The organism is Actinoplanes sp. NPDC089786, from assembly GCF_040684855.1.
Lineage (GTDB): Bacteria > Actinomycetota > Actinomycetes > Mycobacteriales > Micromonosporaceae > Actinoplanes.
In genome coordinates, this window is the sequence record NZ_JBFBGU010000014.1 from 140672 (window position 1) to 155882 (window position 15211).

General features: G+C 73.1%; 16 protein-coding genes. 11 read left to right on the plus strand and 5 right to left on the minus strand.

Going from position 1 to position 15211, the window contains the following annotated elements; genetic code table 11:
* Nucleotides 1–47: 47 nt before the first annotated feature.
* Together AB0O15_RS31580 and AB0O15_RS31585 are read left to right on the plus strand one after the other, a co-directional pair.
* Nucleotides 48–947: a GNAT family N-acetyltransferase gene (locus tag AB0O15_RS31580; protein WP_364325917.1), complete on the plus strand. Its 900-nt coding sequence runs from the start codon at nt 48–50 to the stop codon at nt 945–947.
* A 72-nt stretch (nt 948–1019) separates the two neighbouring features.
* Nucleotides 1020–2258 carry a site-2 protease family protein gene (locus AB0O15_RS31585; RefSeq protein ID WP_364326181.1) on the plus strand — a complete coding sequence of 413 codons (1239 nt, stop codon included), beginning with the start codon at nt 1020–1022 and terminating at the stop codon, nt 2256–2258.
* A 178-nt stretch (nt 2259–2436) separates the two neighbouring features.
* On the opposite strand, the gene AB0O15_RS31590 is transcribed toward AB0O15_RS31585, so the two are convergent.
* Both AB0O15_RS31590 and AB0O15_RS31595 read right to left on the minus strand, forming a co-directional pair.
* Nucleotides 2437–3093 (minus strand): hypothetical protein, encoded by a 657-nt coding sequence (locus AB0O15_RS31590; RefSeq protein WP_364325920.1) that lies wholly within the window; start codon nt 3091–3093, stop codon nt 2437–2439.
* Between the two features lie 76 nt (nt 3094–3169).
* On the minus strand, nt 3170–3964 hold the full coding sequence (locus AB0O15_RS31595; protein ID WP_364325922.1) for a CDP-alcohol phosphatidyltransferase family protein: 795 nt from the start codon (nt 3962–3964) through the stop codon (nt 3170–3172).
* 105 nt (nt 3965–4069) lie between these two features.
* Between AB0O15_RS31595 and AB0O15_RS31600 the strand changes: the two genes are divergently transcribed.
* Nucleotides 4070–5038: a zinc-binding alcohol dehydrogenase gene (locus AB0O15_RS31600; RefSeq protein WP_364325925.1), complete on the plus strand. Its 969-nt coding sequence runs from the start codon at nt 4070–4072 to the stop codon at nt 5036–5038.
* Nucleotides 5039–5042: 4 nt separating this feature from the next.
* Nucleotides 5043–5441, plus strand: a complete 399-nt coding sequence (locus tag AB0O15_RS31605; RefSeq protein ID WP_364325928.1) for a 6-carboxytetrahydropterin synthase — start codon at nt 5043–5045, stop codon at nt 5439–5441.
* Here AB0O15_RS31605 and AB0O15_RS31610 read toward each other — a convergent pair.
* Together AB0O15_RS31610 and AB0O15_RS31615 are read right to left on the minus strand one after the other, a co-directional pair.
* Nucleotides 5423–5734 (minus strand): antibiotic biosynthesis monooxygenase family protein, encoded by a 312-nt coding sequence (locus AB0O15_RS31610; protein ID WP_364325931.1) that lies wholly within the window; start codon nt 5732–5734, stop codon nt 5423–5425. The two genes, AB0O15_RS31605 and AB0O15_RS31610, sit on opposite strands and share 19 nt — an antisense overlap.
* Nucleotides 5731–6645 carry an NADP-dependent oxidoreductase gene (locus tag AB0O15_RS31615; RefSeq protein ID WP_364325934.1) on the minus strand — a complete coding sequence of 305 codons (915 nt, stop codon included), beginning with the start codon at nt 6643–6645 and terminating at the stop codon, nt 5731–5733. Before AB0O15_RS31615 ends, AB0O15_RS31610 begins: the two co-directional genes overlap by 4 nt.
* 77 nt (nt 6646–6722) lie before the next feature.
* Here AB0O15_RS31615 and AB0O15_RS31620 point away from each other — a divergent pair, with 77 nt between their 5' ends.
* The 4 genes from AB0O15_RS31620 to AB0O15_RS31635 all read left to right on the plus strand — a co-directional run bounded on the left by AB0O15_RS31620 (nt 6723) and on the right by AB0O15_RS31635 (nt 10801).
* Nucleotides 6723–7679 carry an Lrp/AsnC family transcriptional regulator gene (locus tag AB0O15_RS31620; protein ID WP_364325937.1) on the plus strand — a complete coding sequence of 319 codons (957 nt, stop codon included), beginning with the start codon at nt 6723–6725 and terminating at the stop codon, nt 7677–7679.
* 174 nt (nt 7680–7853) lie between these two features.
* Entirely contained in the window at nt 7854–8912 is a 1059-nt protein-coding gene (locus tag AB0O15_RS31625; RefSeq protein WP_364325940.1) for a glycosyltransferase family 4 protein, read from the plus strand.
* The gene (locus tag AB0O15_RS31630) at nt 8902–9672 is read left to right on the plus strand and encodes a class I SAM-dependent methyltransferase (RefSeq protein WP_364325943.1); all 771 of its coding nucleotides are present in this window, start codon (nt 8902–8904) and stop codon (nt 9670–9672) included. Before AB0O15_RS31625 ends, AB0O15_RS31630 begins: the two co-directional genes overlap by 11 nt.
* 64 nt (nt 9673–9736) lie before the next feature.
* Nucleotides 9737–10801: a lysylphosphatidylglycerol synthase transmembrane domain-containing protein gene (locus AB0O15_RS31635; protein ID WP_364325946.1), complete on the plus strand. Its 1065-nt coding sequence runs from the start codon at nt 9737–9739 to the stop codon at nt 10799–10801.
* A 1-nt stretch (nt 10802) separates the two neighbouring features.
* Here AB0O15_RS31635 and AB0O15_RS31640 read toward each other — a convergent pair whose 3' ends face one another.
* Nucleotides 10803–11492, minus strand: coding sequence for a dihydrofolate reductase family protein (locus tag AB0O15_RS31640; protein WP_364325949.1), 690 nt, complete (start codon nt 11490–11492; stop codon nt 10803–10805).
* 166 nt (nt 11493–11658) lie between these two features.
* Between AB0O15_RS31640 and ribA the strand changes: the two genes are divergently transcribed.
* Genes ribA through pip form a run of 3 tightly spaced genes read left to right on the plus strand, consistent with a single transcriptional unit; the run spans nt 11659 to nt 15200 of the window.
* Nucleotides 11659–12309 carry a GTP cyclohydrolase II gene (gene ribA / locus AB0O15_RS31645; protein WP_364325952.1) on the plus strand — a complete coding sequence of 217 codons (651 nt, stop codon included), beginning with the start codon at nt 11659–11661 and terminating at the stop codon, nt 12307–12309.
* Nucleotides 12310–12342: 33 nt separating this feature from the next.
* On the plus strand, nt 12343–14268 hold the full coding sequence (locus AB0O15_RS31650; RefSeq protein ID WP_364325955.1) for a SpoIIE family protein phosphatase: 1926 nt from the start codon (nt 12343–12345) through the stop codon (nt 14266–14268).
* Nucleotides 14265–15200, plus strand: coding sequence for a prolyl aminopeptidase (gene pip / locus AB0O15_RS31655; RefSeq protein WP_364325958.1), 936 nt, complete (start codon nt 14265–14267; stop codon nt 15198–15200). The genes AB0O15_RS31650 and pip overlap by 4 nt, the downstream gene beginning before the upstream one ends.
* Nucleotides 15201–15211 lie beyond the last annotated feature (11 nt).

Consider the following 15211-nt stretch of genomic DNA (forward strand, 5'->3'; position numbering starts at 1 on the left):
AGCGCTCACGTCCTCCGGGACGGGGCGCCCTCCGAACGGAGAACGCCTTGACTCTCATCCTGCGCCCGATCACCGGGCCCGATGAGCTAGACCTGTTCAACCGCCTGCCCTACGTCCTCAACGACCAGATCGCGACCGACCTCGACGCCGGCCGCCGCAAGCCCTCATGGCTGTGGCTCGCCCTGCGCGACGACCGCGTCGTGGCCCGGGCCGGCTGGTGGTCCCGCCCCGGCGACGACCACCCGCTCCTGATGGACATCTTCGACCTGGCCGGCGACCCGGCCGACGCCGTGCGCCTGCTCGACGCCGCCCTGCCCGCGGTCACGCCGGCCGGGGCGACCCATCCCGAATACCTGCGCTTCGTCCCGCCGGACTGGCGTACCCACCCGCACGCCTGGCTGGGCGTGCTGGAGAGCACCGGCGCGAAGCTGTTCGTCGAACGCCTGCGGCTGGAATGGCGCCCCGGCACACCCCCGCCCGCGCCGACCGGCCGGCTCACCTTCCGCGAGCCGCGCGACCCCGACGAACTGATCGAGCTGATGACGCTCGTGGTCGACGGCTCGCTCGACGCGCACAGCCGGCACGAACTGACCCGGATGACCGCCGCCGAGTCGGCCCGGCAGCAGTACCACGAGGAACTGGAGCGCTACGCCAGCCCGCATTCGTGGTGGCGGGTCGGCACCACGCCGGACGGCGAGCCGGTCGGCTTCGTCATCCCCGCCCACAACGGGTACAACCATGTCATCGCCTACATCGGCGTCGTACCGGCCCACCGCGGCCACGGCTACGTCAACGACCTCCTGGCCGCCGGCACCAGCCTGCTCGCGGCCGAGAACGCGCCCCGCATCCGGGCCGCGACCGACGTCGCCAACACCCCGATGGCGGCCGCCTTCGCCCGAGCCGGCTACCGCACCGTCGAGCACCAGATCGACCTGAACTGGCACTGACCCCTTCGCTGGTCCGCCGCCTCCCACCTGTACCGGGGAGGCGGCGGGCATCCGCTACCCTTCGGCGCTGTGATGATGCGGGTGTTGTTCACGGCGGCCTTCGCGCTGGCCATCCTGGTCTCGGTCAGCCTGCACGAGGCGGGACACCTGCTCAGCGCGAAGCGCTTCGGGATGCGGGTCACCCAATACTTCGTGGGGTACGGGCCGACGATCTTCTCCTGGCGCCGCGGCGGAACCGAGTACGGCCTCAAGGCCATCCCGCTCGGCGGCTTCTGCAAGATCGTCGGGATGACCCCGCACGACGACGACGTCGACCCGGCCGACCAGCACCGGGCCATGTGGCGGTTCCCGGTGTGGAAGCGCACCGTGGTCATGGTCTCCGGTGTGATGGTGCAGTTCGCGCTGGCCATCGTCACGCTCTGGTTCGCCGCCGCGTACGTCGGTGTGCCCAACCTCGACTATCCACAGAGTGAGGCCGACCTGGCCGCCCAGCCGGCCGCGATCACGATCGGCGACTGTGTCACGCCGGACGCCGCCCGGGCCTGCACCCCCGCCGACCCGGTGGCGCCGGCCAGGACGGCCGGGCTGCGCACCGGTGACGTGCTCACCGCCGTCAACGGGGTGCCGATCGCCACCTACGCCGACATGCTGCGGGTCGTCCGGCAGACCAGACCCGGCCCGGCCGAGGTGGCCTACACCCGGGACGGGCAGCCCGCCGTGGTGCGGGCCGACCTGAGCGCGGTCCAACGCCCGCCGCTGGACAACCCGGCCGGCCCGGTCGCCACGGTGGCCGCCCTGGGCGTCGGCCTGCACATCTCCGCCCCGCGCGAGGTGACCTACGGCCCGGCCGGCGCGGTCGGGGCGACCGTGACCTACTCCGGCTGGATGGTCGGCCAGACCTACGAGTCGGCCAAACGCATCCCGTCGAAGGTCCCCGCGCTCTGGCGCTCGATCACCGGCGCCGAACGTGACCCGAACACCCCGATCAGCGTGGTCGGGGTCAGCCTGATCGGCGGGGAGGCGGCCTCGCTCGGCCTCTGGTCGACGGTGTTGATGATCTTCATCGGGCTGAACGTGTTCATGGGCTTCTTCAACCTGCTGCCGCTGCTGCCGCTCGACGGCGGGCACATCGCCATCGCCTGGTTCGAGCGGGCCCGCTCCTGGGCCGCCGCGCGGCTGGGCCGCCCCGACCCGGGCCGCGTCGACTTCTTCAAGCTGATGCCGCTGACCTACGTGGTCATCCTCATCGGCGGCGCCTTCACGCTGCTCACCCTGACCGCCGACATCGTCAACCCGATCACCATCCGGTAGCGCCCGCCCCTTGCCGCCAGCGCCCGCCCTCGGCGGCCAGGCGCCCACGCTGCCCACTCGCCCTCGCTGCCGCCACGCACCCCGCAGTGGTAGGCCCTGACGGTCTCCGGGCGGCCGATGCCGTGCCGGCCTACCACTGCTCGAAGCAGGGGCAGAACCTGACGGTATTCGGGGCTCTCTAGCCGTTCTTGCGGCTCAGGCCGGGGATCAGGGTGATGCCCGCGATCATCGAGCCGGTCACCGCCGTCGAGTAGGCGACGAACAGGGCCAGCCCCTCGCTGTTGGCCGAGGCCAGGACGACCAGCGACAGCACGAAGCCGGTCATCAGCGAGCCCATCACCAGGGTCCAGGCGGCCAGTTTCTGGGCCGATGTCCAGCGCGGGGACATCGAGGCGAGGACCATGCCGGCGATGGGGGCCACCACCGGCAGGACGAAGCCGCCGCCCATCAGGAGGCCGATCGCGGCGCCGTCGGCGGCGGTGCGGTCGGGGACGGGAGCGACGGGGGGCTCCGGGCGGCGGTACGGGAGTGGCGGCGGGGCCAGGGGCAGGCGCAGGTGGGCGGGCATGCGGCCGCGGCGTACGGCGCCGACCAGGGCTTCCGGTGGACCGAGCCGGCCGACGATCTGGGCGGGGTCGGCGAGCGGGTCGGACACCGACGTACGCCGCATCGCGATGTAGTCGGCGACCGTGGTCATCAGCTCGTCCCGCAGGCCGGGCGCCAGGTCCTCGCTCTCCGCCCAGAGCGCGGCGAGGTAGTCCAGGACGATCACGTCGGTGTGCGCCAGCGGCGCCGTGGAGTCGAGCTGCTCTGCCTGGTGAGGTGCGGAGGTCATGGTGGGAGCATGTCGGCCGGGGTGCGGCCCGCACATCGGCCCGCGGGCAGGACGTGTGCGGGGGCGACTACGACTTTCAGCCGACCGGGGCGGGCTCGCGGAGGACGCGGCGGTGACGCGCGACGATCGGCAGCTCGGTGCGGGCGGCGGCCGACCGGCGCAGCTGCTCGGCGCGCCACAGATAGCCGATGTCGCGACCGAACGACCAGGTCAGCGAGATCAGCGCGACGGCCAGACCGGCAAAGGCGATCGGGTACGGGAGGATGTGCGCCGTCGCCACGACCAGCACCACACCCTGGGTGGCGGCGACCACCTTGCGGGAGAACTTCGGCGGCAGCGGGGCGGTCAGCCACGGCGCCGGCCAGGAGGCGGCCACGAAGACGTAGCGGAACGCGCCGATCGCCACCGTCCACCAGCCGAACGTGCCGGCCACGAAGACGCTGAGCACCAGGATCAGGAACGCGTCGATCTCCATGTCGAAGCGGGCGCCGAGCGTCGTCGAGCTGCCGGTCCGCCGGGCCACCTGGCCGTCGACGCCGTCGAGCGCGAGCGCCACGCCGACCAGGGTGACCAGCGCCACCATGTGGATGGGCCGGGTGAACGAGGTCACGACCAGCGCGGTCACCCCGCCGACCATCAGCGCACGGGCGAAGGTGACCAGGTTCGCGGGGCCGAGCCTGGTGAGTCCGGCGCGGCGCAGGCCGAGCGCGAGCAGGGCGCAGAGCACGATTCCGTACGCGGCGCCGGCCGCGAGTCCGCCGGTCGAGAGGCCCACGGTCGCCCCCAGCGCGATCAGCAGACCGGCCTGGACGAGCAGGCCGAGCGCCGGTCCACGACTGCTGGACGTAGCCGACTGGGTACTGGATGTCACCGTGCCTCCCGGGTGGCAAGATCGGTTGCCGCGTAGTGTTGCCGCTGTCTAACCCGAATACGCTCGCCGAGCCGCATTCGGTTCAGCCTGTCTAGGAGTCCTTCTATGTCGGACGGCGCACGCGCCTTCTGGTTGGCTTTCCCGGGACGGGGCGAGATACGCACCGAAGACCTGAGTGATCCGTCGGATGACGAAATTCTGGTGCGTACGCTGCACTCCGGCGTGAGCCGCGGCACCGAGACCCTGGTCTTCGCCGGCGGCGTGCCCCCGAACCAGCACGACGTGATGCGCGCGCCCCATCAGGTGGGCGACTTCCCGGGCCCGGTCAAGTACGGCTACCTCAACGTCGGCGTGGCCGAGACCGGCCCGCTCGAGGGCCGCACCGTGTTCTGCCTCTACCCCCATCAGACGAGGTACGTGGTGCCGGCCGCCGCGGTCACGGTAGTGCCCGACGGCGTGCCGCCCGCCCGGGCCGTGCTCGCCGGAACGGTCGAGACCGCGGTGAACGCCGTCTGGGACGCGGCGCCGCTGATCGGCGACCGGATCGCGGTGGTCGGCGGCGGCATGGTCGGCTGCTCGGTGGCCGGGGTGCTGGCCGGGTTGCCCGGCGCCCGGGTGCAGTTGGTCGACGTGGACGAGTCCCGGGCCGCCGTGGCCGAGAGGCTGGGGGTGGGCTTCGCGACACCGGCCGAGGCCGCGGGCGACTGCGACGTGGTGATCCACGCCAGTGCCACCTCGGCCGGGCTGACCCGCTCGCTCGAACTGCTCGCCCCGGACGCCACCGTCGTCGAGCTCTCCTGGTACGGCGACCGCCCGGTGACCGTGCCGCTGGGCGAGTTCTTCCACTCGCGCCGGCTGACCGTGAAGTCGAGCCAGGTCGGCGGCATCCCGCCGGGCCGGCGTCGTACGTACGCGGAACGCCTCGCTCTTGCCCTTGATCTGCTGAAGGACGACCGGTTCGACGCGTTGATCACGGGCGACTGCGCCTTCGCCGAGCTGCCGGACGTGCTGCCGCGGCTGACCGACGGGTCGTTGCCCACGCTGTGTCACATCGTCAACTACGAAGGGGAGTAAGAGCTTGTTCAGCATCACCGTCCGCGACCACATCATGGTCGCGCACAGTTTCTCCGGCGACGTCTTCGGGCCCGCGCAGAAGCTGCACGGCGCCACCTTCATCGTGGACGCCACGTTCCGGCGCCCCGAGCTGGACGCGGACAACATCGTCGTCGACATCGGCCTGGCCGGCGAGCAGCTGCACGCCATCTGCGGGAAGCTCAGCTACCGCAACCTCGACGACGAGGCCGACTTCCGGGGGATCAACACGTCGACCGAGTTCCTGGCCAAGGTGATCGCCGACCGGCTGGCGACCGCGATCGCCGAGGGCGCGCTCGGAGCCGGCGCCTCGGGCCTGGCCGGCCTCCAGGTGACGCTGCACGAGTCGCACATCGCCTGGGCCGCCTACGAGCGCGAGCTCTGAGGCCCGACCTCGACCACAACCTCGAACAGGCCGGGCCGGGCCGTCACCCCCGCGACCCGCTGCCCGGCCGGGGTGAAGTCCCGGAACACCGCGCGGTAGGACTCGACGTCCGCCCACAGCGCGACGTTGACGTACTGGAACGTGGTGTCGTTCAGGCCGGTGTTGCGGTGCAGCCTGGCCTGGACGAAACCCGGCGCCGTGGCGAAGTGGCCGATCGTGTCGCGCCAGGCCCGCAGGAACTCGTCCTCGGCGGCCGGCTCGACGGCGAAGCAGTTGATCAGCGTGACGGTCATCGGGGCTCTCCCAGGGTGACGATGATCCGGCCACGGGTGTGGCCGGTGGCCGAGGCGGCCTGAGCGTCCCCGGCCCGGTCCATCGGGAAGGTGCGGGTGACGGGCAGGGTGAGCCGGCCGGCCGCGACCAGGCGGGCGCCCTCGCGCAGGGCCGGGGTCCGGTCGCGGCCGAAGCCGGTGGAGACCGAGGCGCCGTGGCCGGGGGCGCTGAAGTCGGCGATGGACACCACGGCGGCCGGGTCGCCGGTCAGCCGGATCAGCTCGGGGATGACGCCCGAACCGGCGATGTCCACGGCGGCGTCGACCCCGGCCGGGGCGAGCGCCCGCACCCGGTCGACCAGGCCCGGACCGTACGTGGTGGGCACGGCGCCGAGGGCGGCCAGATAGTCGCGGCCGGCCGGGCCGGCCACCCCGATGACGGTGGCGCCGCGCTCGACGGCGAACTGGACGGCCGCCGACCCGACGCCGCCACTGGCCCCGTTGACCACGACGGTCTGCCCGGCCCGGACCCGGGCGTCGTCCAGGACGCGCAGGGCGGTCTCGAACGGCGTGGCGAAGCCGGCCGCTTCCACCAGCGTCACCCCGCGCGGCGCGTGCGCCCAGGAGGTGAGCACGGCGTGTTCGGCGTACGTGTCCCGGCCCGAGCCGAACACCGCGTCGCCCACCTCGACGCCGGCCACCCCGGCGCCCAACTCGTCGACGATGCCCGCGGCGTCACCGCCGACCCCGGCCGGCAGCCGCAGCGGACGGACCTCCCGGAGCAGGCCCTGCCGGACCTTCCATTCCAGCCCGTTCACGCCCGCGGCCCGCACCGCGATCCGGATCTCGCCCGCGCCCGCGTGCGGCTCGGCGACCTCGGCGATCTCCAGCACTTCCGGCCCGCCGTAGCGGGCGAATCGCACAGCCTTCATGACGGCATCGTCGCCACGGATGCGGTGTATCGGCGCTAGTAGCGGCCTCGACGCACGAATCCGGCATGATCGACGACATGCTGATGGAATCCGACGACCTCGACCGGAGCCTGATGCACGCGCTGCACCTGGACGGGCGGGCGCCCTTCGCCCGGATCGGCGAGGTGCTCGGGGTCTCCGACCGCACGGTCGCCCGCCGCTACGCCCGGCTGCGCGAGATGGGCGTGATCGCGCTCGTGGGTGAGGTGGATCCGCGCCGCCTGGGCGGATCCGAGCAGGTGATCCGCATGCGGTGCCGGCCCGGGTCGGCGGCCCCGGTGGCCGAGGCGCTGGCCCGGCGCGACGACACCCGGTGGGTGGTCCTGCTCTCCGGCGGGACCGAGATCAGCGCCGGCCTGCGGGCCTGGTCCGCGAGCGCCCGTGACGAACTGATCCTCCAGCGGCTGCCGCGCACCGGCCCGGTCGTCTCGGTCACCGCGCACGGCGTGCTCCACGTGTTCAGCACCGCCCGGCACGGCTTCGAAGGCGCCGGGCCGCTCACCGCCGACCAGATCGCCGCTCTCCGCCCGGCCTACGAGGATGTCGCCGGCACGCATCTCACCGACGCGGACCGTCCCCTGGTGGAAGCCCTCGCGGTCGACGGCCGTGCGCCCTACCCCGTGCTGGCCGCGGCGACCGGCTGGTCCGAGTCGACGGTGGCCCGCCGCGTCCACGCGCTCCGTGCGGCCGGCTTGCTCCGCTTCGACCTCGACGTCAACGCGGCCGCGCTGGGCCGGCCCACCGAGGTGCGCATCTGGGCCAGCGTGCCGCCCGGACATCTGGCCCGGACCGGCGCCGCGATCGCCGCGCATCCGGAGGTCGTGTTCTGCGCGGCCACCACCGGGCCGACCAACCTGCTGGTCTCGGCCGTCCTCCGGGACGACCACGACCTCTACCGCTACCTGACCGAGGACCTGGGCGCGCTGCCGCTGATCGGCGAGGTGCAGACCGCGCCGGTGATCCGCGTCGTCAAGCGCGCCGGGCGCCGCCCGTGATCAAGAACCGGCACCCCGGATGGTGCCTCACCACCCGGCTCGTGGTTGCGTGTACGTGACGCATATAGGTGCGCAGAGCAAGAACAAGTGTGACGCGGTGACGCGTATAGGTGCGCAGAGCAAGAACATGTGTGACGGGCTGACGCATGTGGGTGCTCGGAGCAAAGGGACGTGATGGGGCAAGTCGGTAGGTATTTCGTGCTGCCCGGCGGCGTGGACGATCCGGAGCGGCCGAGCGGCGGCAACCGCTACGACCGGGCCGTCTGTGATCGGCTCGACGGGGTGCACGAGATCGCGGTGCCCGGCTCGTGGCCGCGGCCGTCGGAACGGCAGGCGAGGGCCCTCGATGCCGCCCTCGGCGACATTCCGGAAATGTCCGATGTGGTGATGGACGGGCTGGTCGGCTGCGGGGTGCCGGATGTCGTGGAAGCGGCGGCGCGACGCGGGCTGCGGGTGGTCATGGTGGTCCATCTGCCCCTGGGGGACGAGTCGGCCGACGCGGCCGATCTGGTGCCGCTGGAGCGACGCGCGCTGCACGCGAGCGCCGCCGTGGTGGTGACCAGCGAGCAGGCGGCCCGCCGGGTGGTCGAATTGCACGAGTTGCCGGAGAACAAGGTGTTCGTCGCGCCGCCCGGTGTCGATCCGGCGCCGGTGGCCGAACCCTCCCCCGGCGGCGGGCGCCTCCTCTGCGTCGCGGCGCTCTCCCACCGCAAGGGCCAGGACGTGCTGATGCGGGCCCTGGCCACGCTGGGCGACCTGGAGTGGACCTGCACGTTCGTCGGCGCGGGAACGCCACCGGACCTGGCCGCCCTCGGAGGGCCGGACGACGGCGCGGCGGCCGTTGACCTCGGCGGGCGCGTCGTGTTCGCGGGGGCCAAGGGCGGGGCAGAGCTCGATGCCGCGTACGCGGGGGCGGATCTGCTGGTTCTGCCGTCGCGGGCGGAGACCTACGGGATGGTGGTGACCGAGGCGCTGGCCCGGGGTGTGCCGGTGCTGGGCACCCAGGTCAGCGGGGTGCCGGAAGCGCTCGGCGCGGCCCCCGACGGTACGGCGCCGGGGCGGCTGGTGGCGCCGGGCGATCCCGGGGCGCTGGCCACGGCGCTGCGGGAATGGCTGACCGACGGGACACTGCGGGAGCGGTGGCGGGCGGCGGCACGGGCGCGGCGGGAGACGCTGCGCGGCTGGGATGAGACGACCCGACTTTTGAGCGAGGTGCTGGGGCATGACGGGTGAGTTCAGCGCGGACTGGTTGACGCTGCGGGAGCCGGCCGACGCCGCCGCCCGGGACCGGGGGCTGGTGGACGCGCTCCGGGCGACGCTGACCGGGCCGGTGGTGGTACGCGATCTCGGCTGCGGGACCGGGTCGATGGGGCGGTGGCTGGCGCCGCAGCTCGGCGGGCCGCAGCACTGGGTGCTGATGGACCGGGACCCGGCGCTGCTGGAGCACGCGGGCGCCCACCTGCCGGACGGGGTGACCGTCGAGACGCGGCAGGGCGACGTGACCGGGCTGACCGGGGCCGACCTGGCCGGCACGTCGCTGGTCACCTGTTCGGCCCTGCTCGACCTGCTGACCGTCGACGAGGTCGAGGCGCTGGCCGCGGCGTGCGCCGAGGCCGGGGCGGCCGCGCTGTTCACGCTGTCGGTGACCGGTGAGGTGTCGCTCGACCCGGCCGATCCGCTGGACGACGAGGTCGCGGCCGCGTTCAACGAACATCAGCGCCGGGCGATCGGCGGGCGGCGGCTGCTCGGGCCGGACGCCGCCGACGCCGCGGCCGCCGCGTTCGGGAAGGCCGGCGCGACCGTCACCGTGCGGCCGGCGCCGTGGCGTCTGGATACCGACAATGGGGCGCTCGCCACCGAATGGCTTCGGGGCTGGACCGGCGCGGCCCTCGAACAGCGTCCTGACCTGCGGTTGGACGACTATCCGGAGCAGCGGCGAAGCGCCGGATTCGTCGCGAGTGTCGGCCATGCGGACGTGCTCGCGACGTTTTGATTGAACCGATCCGCGGCAGCTCGGCGTACAGGAGGGTGTACGAGCTACCGAGGGGACAGCAATCGTGACGCGAACGGTCTGGGCATGGGTACGTGTGCTCGGTGGCGCAGCCATCATCGGCCTCCTGATCTGGAAGCTGGGCACCGGCGCCTTCCTCGACGGCCTGCGGGTGATCGACGGCGGCACGTTGCTGGTGGCCTTCGGCATCGGCGTCACGACCACGGTGTTCAGCGCCTGGCGCTGGTGCCTGGTGGCCCGGGGGATCGGGATGCGCCTGCCGATGCGGGCCGCGATCGCCGACTACTACAAGGCGTTGTTCCTGAACGCGGCGCTGCCCGGCGGGGTGCTCGGCGACGTGGACCGCGCGGTGCGGCACGGCAAGGACACCGGTGATGTCGGCCGCGGCGTCCGCGCGGTGGTGCTGGAGCGTACGGCGGGCCAGATCGTCCTCTTCGTCGTCGGCCTGACCGTGCTGGTCACCGTGCCCTCGCCGGTCCTGGACGTGCTGGCGCGGCACGGAGCCGCGGCGGCGGCGACCACCCTGGCCATCCTCGCGGTCGGCGCGATCGTCGTGCTCGGCACGCGCCGCCTGCGCAGCGGCACCTCGCGGATCGCCAAGGGCGCGCGCACCGGGCTGGCCGAGATCCGCACCGGCCTGCTGTCCCGGCGCAACTGGCCGGGCGTGCTGCTGGCGTCGAGCGTCGTGCTGGCCGGCCACCTGGCGACGTTCGTGGTCGCCGCCAGGGCCGCCGGTTCCACCGCCTCGGTGCTGCGGCTGGCCCCGCTGATGCTGCTCGCGCTGCTGGCGATGACGCTGCCGCTGAACGTGGGCGGCTGGGGACCGCGTGAGGGCGTGACCGCGTGGGCGTTCGCCGCCGCCGGGATGAGCGCCACCCAGGGCCTGACCATCGCGGTGGTGTACGGCGTGTTCGCCTTCGTGGCGGCGCTGCCCGGCGCGGTGGTGCTGATCGCACGCTTCGCGGCCCGGTCGCGTACGACGGCGCCCGTGGCCGTGGCCGAGCCGGTGCTCGAGCCGGTGGCCGTTCCGCAGGTCGGGCCGGAGGTCGCGCCCGCCTTCATCCCGGCTCAGCGTCCCGCCCCGCGCGTCCTGGCAACGACTGGTGCCTGAGCTACCCGGCGTACCGGTCCGAGAGCGCGTACCTGAGCAGGACCACGTCGCCGATCTGCTGAACGGAAGCCAGGTCGGCGCGGCGGTCGCGGCCCCACGGGAAGACGCCGTCGTGCACGAAGCGCGGCGCCCGGGAGTCACCGACGAAGATCGGCGCGACCACGAGCTGGAGCTCGTCGGCCAGGCCGGCGCTGAGGAACTGGGTGTGCATCGTGCCGCCGCCCTCGACCATCAGCCGGCCGACGCCCCGCTCGTGCAGGTCGGCGGTGACCCGGTGGACGTCGACCGGCTCGCCGCCGTCGACCACCTCGGCCGCGTCGCCGAGCCGCTTGCGCGCCAGCTCGACCGTTCCGGAGGCACAGTAGACGAGCTTCGTCACGTCGCCCGTGGTGAAGAACCGCGCCGCCGGGTCGAGGTCGCAGCTGCTGGTCACGGTCACCTTGATCGGGGTCGGGGGTTGACCCCGGGCCGCCCGGCGGGCCCGGCGCTCGGCCGAGCGGACCAGCAGCCGGGGATCGTCGGTGCGGACGGTGGCCGCCCCGACCAGGATCGCGTCGCAGCCGGCCCGCACCTCGTCGACCCGGTCGAAATCGGCCTCGTTGGACAGCAGCAGCCGTTCCGCCGCGGTGTCGTCGACATATCCGTCGATGGACATGCCGCAGCTCAGCAGCACGTACGGTCGCTCACCCACCGATGTTCCCTTCCTGGCGAGCGACGATCGTCACCCTGGCCGATCACGATGCGTCCAAGATAATCGGAGCTTCGATTGCTGGCACATTCACATCCTGTTACGGCATGGTGACGGAGATCTTTGGGCATCGTGCCGGGGGCGCGAGGCCGCAGTACGAGGAGGGCCGATGAGACAGACACCCGAGGCGGTCGTACGGACGCAGGTGACGGTTCCCTTGCGGTTCGGCGACGGCTACACCAGCAGTGCCCGCGTGTTCACCTTCGACGGGTTGGTGGACGGCAAGGAGCACCTGGCCCTGGGCCTGGGTGACTGGCGTCGGGCGGTGGCCCGGTCCTCGGTCGGCGGCCGCCCTCCCCTGGTCCGGCCACACAGCGAGTGCCTCACCGGCGACGTCTTCGGCAGCCAGCGCTGCGACTGCGGTCCCCAGCTGCGGGAGGCGGTGGAACGGATCACCGAGGCCGGCGGTCTCCTGCTCTACCTGCGGCAGGAGGGCCGGGGCATCGGGCTCTACGCCAAGCTCGACGCGTACGCGCTGCAGGACGCCGGCCTGGACACCTACGAGGCGAACGTGGCCCTGGGGCACGGCGAGGACGAGCGGGACTACACCGTGGCGGCGCAGATGCTGCTGGCCCTGGGCGCGGAACGCATCCGGCTGCTGAGCAACAACCCCGACAAGACCGAGCAGTTGAAGGCGGCCGGGGTGAAGGTCGAGGAACAGATCCCCACCGGTGTGCACGTATCCGCGGCAAACGTCCGTTATCTGGCCACAAAGGCGTCACACACCGCCCATACGATCGATCTTCCGCTGGCGGAGTGAGCCGGAAGGTCCGGCATACGGCAGGATGGGGCGGTGACCGTGCCCGCCGATGACGGGCTGCTCGCCGACGCGATCGAGCAGCTGCCGTTCATCCTGGCCGTCTGCGAGGGCCCCGACCTGCTGATGGTGTCCGTCAGCGGGGCCACCCGGGCGGTGCTCGACGGTCGCGACATCATCGGCCGGCCGGTCCGCGAGGTACTCAGCGACCTCGTCGGCCAGCAGATCCCCGACGCCTACCACGAGGTGTACAAGACCGGCGAGCCCAGCAATGGCCAGGAGTGGCGGGTCCACCTGGACGCGCCCGGCGGCGGCACGATCGAGATGTGGGCCAACTTCACCATCGTGCCGTGGCGGAACCCCGACGGATCGCTGCGCGGCGTGATCGGCGCCGGCTTCGACGTGACCGAGAGCGTACGCAGCCGCCTGGCCGCCGAGGCCGAGGCGGCCGACCTGCAGGAACGCTACGAGCAGACCCGCGACGTGGTGGCCGCCCTGCAACGCGAGCTGCTGCCGGCCGGCCTGCCGGTGGTGCCCGGGGCCCAGATCGCGGCCAGCTACCTGCCCGCGGTGGCCGACAGCGCGGCCGGCGGCGACTGGTTCGACGCGGTGACCCGCCCGGACGGCACGGTGGCCCTGGTCGTGGGCGACGTGGTCGGCCACGGTGTGACCGCCGCCGGCGTGATGGGCCAGCTCCGCGCGGTGCTGCGCGACCGGCTGGACACCGGCGACCACCCGGTCGACGCGTTCGCGGCGGCCGACCGCCTGGCCCGCCGGCTCCCGGCCGCCCACGCCACCACGGTCTGCCTCGCGCTGCTCGACCCGGCCGACGGCTCGCTGACCTACTGCACGGCCGGGCATCCGCCGCCCCTGATCGTGACGGCCGCGGGTGAGAGCCGCTACCTGCCCGGCACCGGCGGCACCCCACTGGGCACCGGAGCGCTCTTCCCCGTACGCACCGCGACCCTCGCCGAAGGCGACGTGCTCGTCCTCTACACCGACGGCATCCTGGAGCGCCCCGGCCGCACCATCCCGGACAGCACCGCCGAGCTGGCCCACGTGGCGGCCGACAGCGCGGCCGGGCGGGCCCTGCGCGCCCCCGAGCTGAGCCCGGCCGAGCGGGTCTGCTCGCAGACGGTCGAGCTGCTGGTGCGCACCACCGGACACAGCGACGACATCACCGTGCTGGCCGTGCAACGGGTCGCCCCGCCCGGCCCGCTCGACCTGACCCTGCCCGCCGAGCCCGGGTCGCTGCGCCCGTCCCGCACGGCGATCGGCGAGTGGCTGACCGGGCTCGGCGCCACCGACCACGACACCTTCCTGCTGCAACACGCGCTGGGCGAGCTGGTGGCCAACGCGATCGAGCACGCCTTCGACGGCGTCACCGACCCGCCGCGGGCGCCGGTGGTGCGGCTGCACGCCGAACTCGACGCGGCCGGCTGCCTGGAGGCGACGATCACCGACCAGGGCCGGTGGCGCGAACCGGCCCGGCAGTCGACGCGCGGCCGCGGCCTGGCGCTGACGTCGCAGCTGGTCGAGTCGATGCGGGTGGAGCCGACCGCGACCGGGACCGTGGCGACCGTCCGCCACACGCTGACCCGCCCCGCGCTGCTCGCCAACGCGTCCGCGCCGCTGCCCGCCGTGGCCCCGGCCGACTTCCACCTCGGTGAGCTGAACGGCGTCGAGGGCGGCGTACGCGTCCAGGGCCCGATCGACACCACCACGGCCGACCGCCTGGAACAGGGCCTGCTCCGGCGCAGCCGGGGCGGCACTTTGCCGCTCACCGTCGACCTCACCCTGGTCACCCACCTGGCCAGCGCCGGCGTCTCGGCGCTGCACCGGGTGGCCGAGCGGCACGGCCGGCAGGGCGGCAAGCTCACCCTGGTCGCGGCGCCCGACTCCCCCGCCCGGCACGTGCTCGCGCTCGTCGCCATCCCCGACGTCTCGATCGGATCCCCATGACCGGCGCCGTGCTCGACAGTGGACATCTCGAGGTCGGCGACGGCCACGCGCTCTACTGGGAGGAATGGGGCGCGCCGGACGGCGTACCCGTCGTCTGTCTGCACGGCGGTCCCGGCGCCGCCTTCAACGACACCCACAAGCTGCTCTTCGACCCGGCGCGCCATCGGGTGCTCTTCTTCGACCAGCGCGGGTGCGGCCGCAGCACGCCCACCGGCAGCGTCGAGCACAACACCTCGGCCGACCTGGTCGCCGACATCGACGCGCTGATGACCCACCGCGGCTGGGACACCGCCCACGTGGCCGGCGGCTCGTGGGGCTCGACGCTCAGCCTGCTCTTCGCGATCGCCCATCCGGCGCGGGTGCGCAGCCTGCTGCTCTGGAGCATCTACCTGCTGCGCCGGCAGGACGACGAATGGCTCACGCTGGGCGGTCCGCGCACGCACTTCCCGGCCGAGTGGGAGACGTTCATCGCCCCGGTCCCGGCCGATCGGCGGTCCAGCGGGAAACAGATCATCGATTGGTACGCCGGGAAGTTCCGCTCGCCCGACCCGGCCGAGGCTCTGCGGTACGCCCGGGCGTGGGTCACCTGGGAGCTGACCCTGTGTTCGATGAACTACGACGCCGCCGCGGTGGCCCGCTACGTCGACGAGGACGACAACACGGTCGCCTGCGCGATCATCGAGACGCACTTCGTCGGCAACAGCGGCTTCGTGCCGGAGAACTTCATCCTCGACTCGCTCGACGCCGTCCGGCACCTGCCGTGCCGGGTCGTCCAGGGCCGGTTCGACATGTGCACGCCGCCGGTCGAGGCGTACGACCTGGCCCGGGCGTACGGCGAGAACCTGACCCTGGAGATGGTCAACGCCGGACATCTGCGCACGGAGCCCGAGCTGATGGCCGCCCTCCGGACGGCCGCGATCTCGCTCGATTGATGGAGATTCCC

What these genes read in the sequence shown, in the direction of transcription:
- AB0O15_RS31585 (WP_364326181.1), top strand. Translation starts at nt 1,020, where the DNA reads ATGATGCGGGTGTTGTTCACGGCGGCCTTCGCGCTGGCCATCCTGGTC.
- AB0O15_RS31590 (WP_364325920.1), bottom strand. Translation starts at nt 3,093, where the DNA reads ATGACCTCCGCACCTCACCAGGCAGAGCAGCTCGACTCCACGGCGCCG.
- AB0O15_RS31600 (WP_364325925.1), top strand. Translation starts at nt 4,070, where the DNA reads ATGTCGGACGGCGCACGCGCCTTCTGGTTGGCTTTCCCGGGACGGGGC.
- AB0O15_RS31610 (WP_364325931.1), bottom strand. Translation starts at nt 5,734, where the DNA reads ATGACCGTCACGCTGATCAACTGCTTCGCCGTCGAGCCGGCCGCCGAG.
- AB0O15_RS31615 (WP_364325934.1), bottom strand. Translation starts at nt 6,645, where the DNA reads ATGAAGGCTGTGCGATTCGCCCGCTACGGCGGGCCGGAAGTGCTGGAG.
- AB0O15_RS31620 (WP_364325937.1), top strand. Translation starts at nt 6,723, where the DNA reads ATGCTGATGGAATCCGACGACCTCGACCGGAGCCTGATGCACGCGCTG.
- AB0O15_RS31625 (WP_364325940.1), top strand. Translation starts at nt 7,854, where the DNA reads ATGGGGCAAGTCGGTAGGTATTTCGTGCTGCCCGGCGGCGTGGACGAT.
- AB0O15_RS31630 (WP_364325943.1), top strand. Translation starts at nt 8,902, where the DNA reads ATGACGGGTGAGTTCAGCGCGGACTGGTTGACGCTGCGGGAGCCGGCC.
- ribA (WP_364325952.1), top strand. Translation starts at nt 11,659, where the DNA reads ATGAGACAGACACCCGAGGCGGTCGTACGGACGCAGGTGACGGTTCCC.
- pip (WP_364325958.1), top strand. Translation starts at nt 14,265, where the DNA reads ATGACCGGCGCCGTGCTCGACAGTGGACATCTCGAGGTCGGCGACGGC.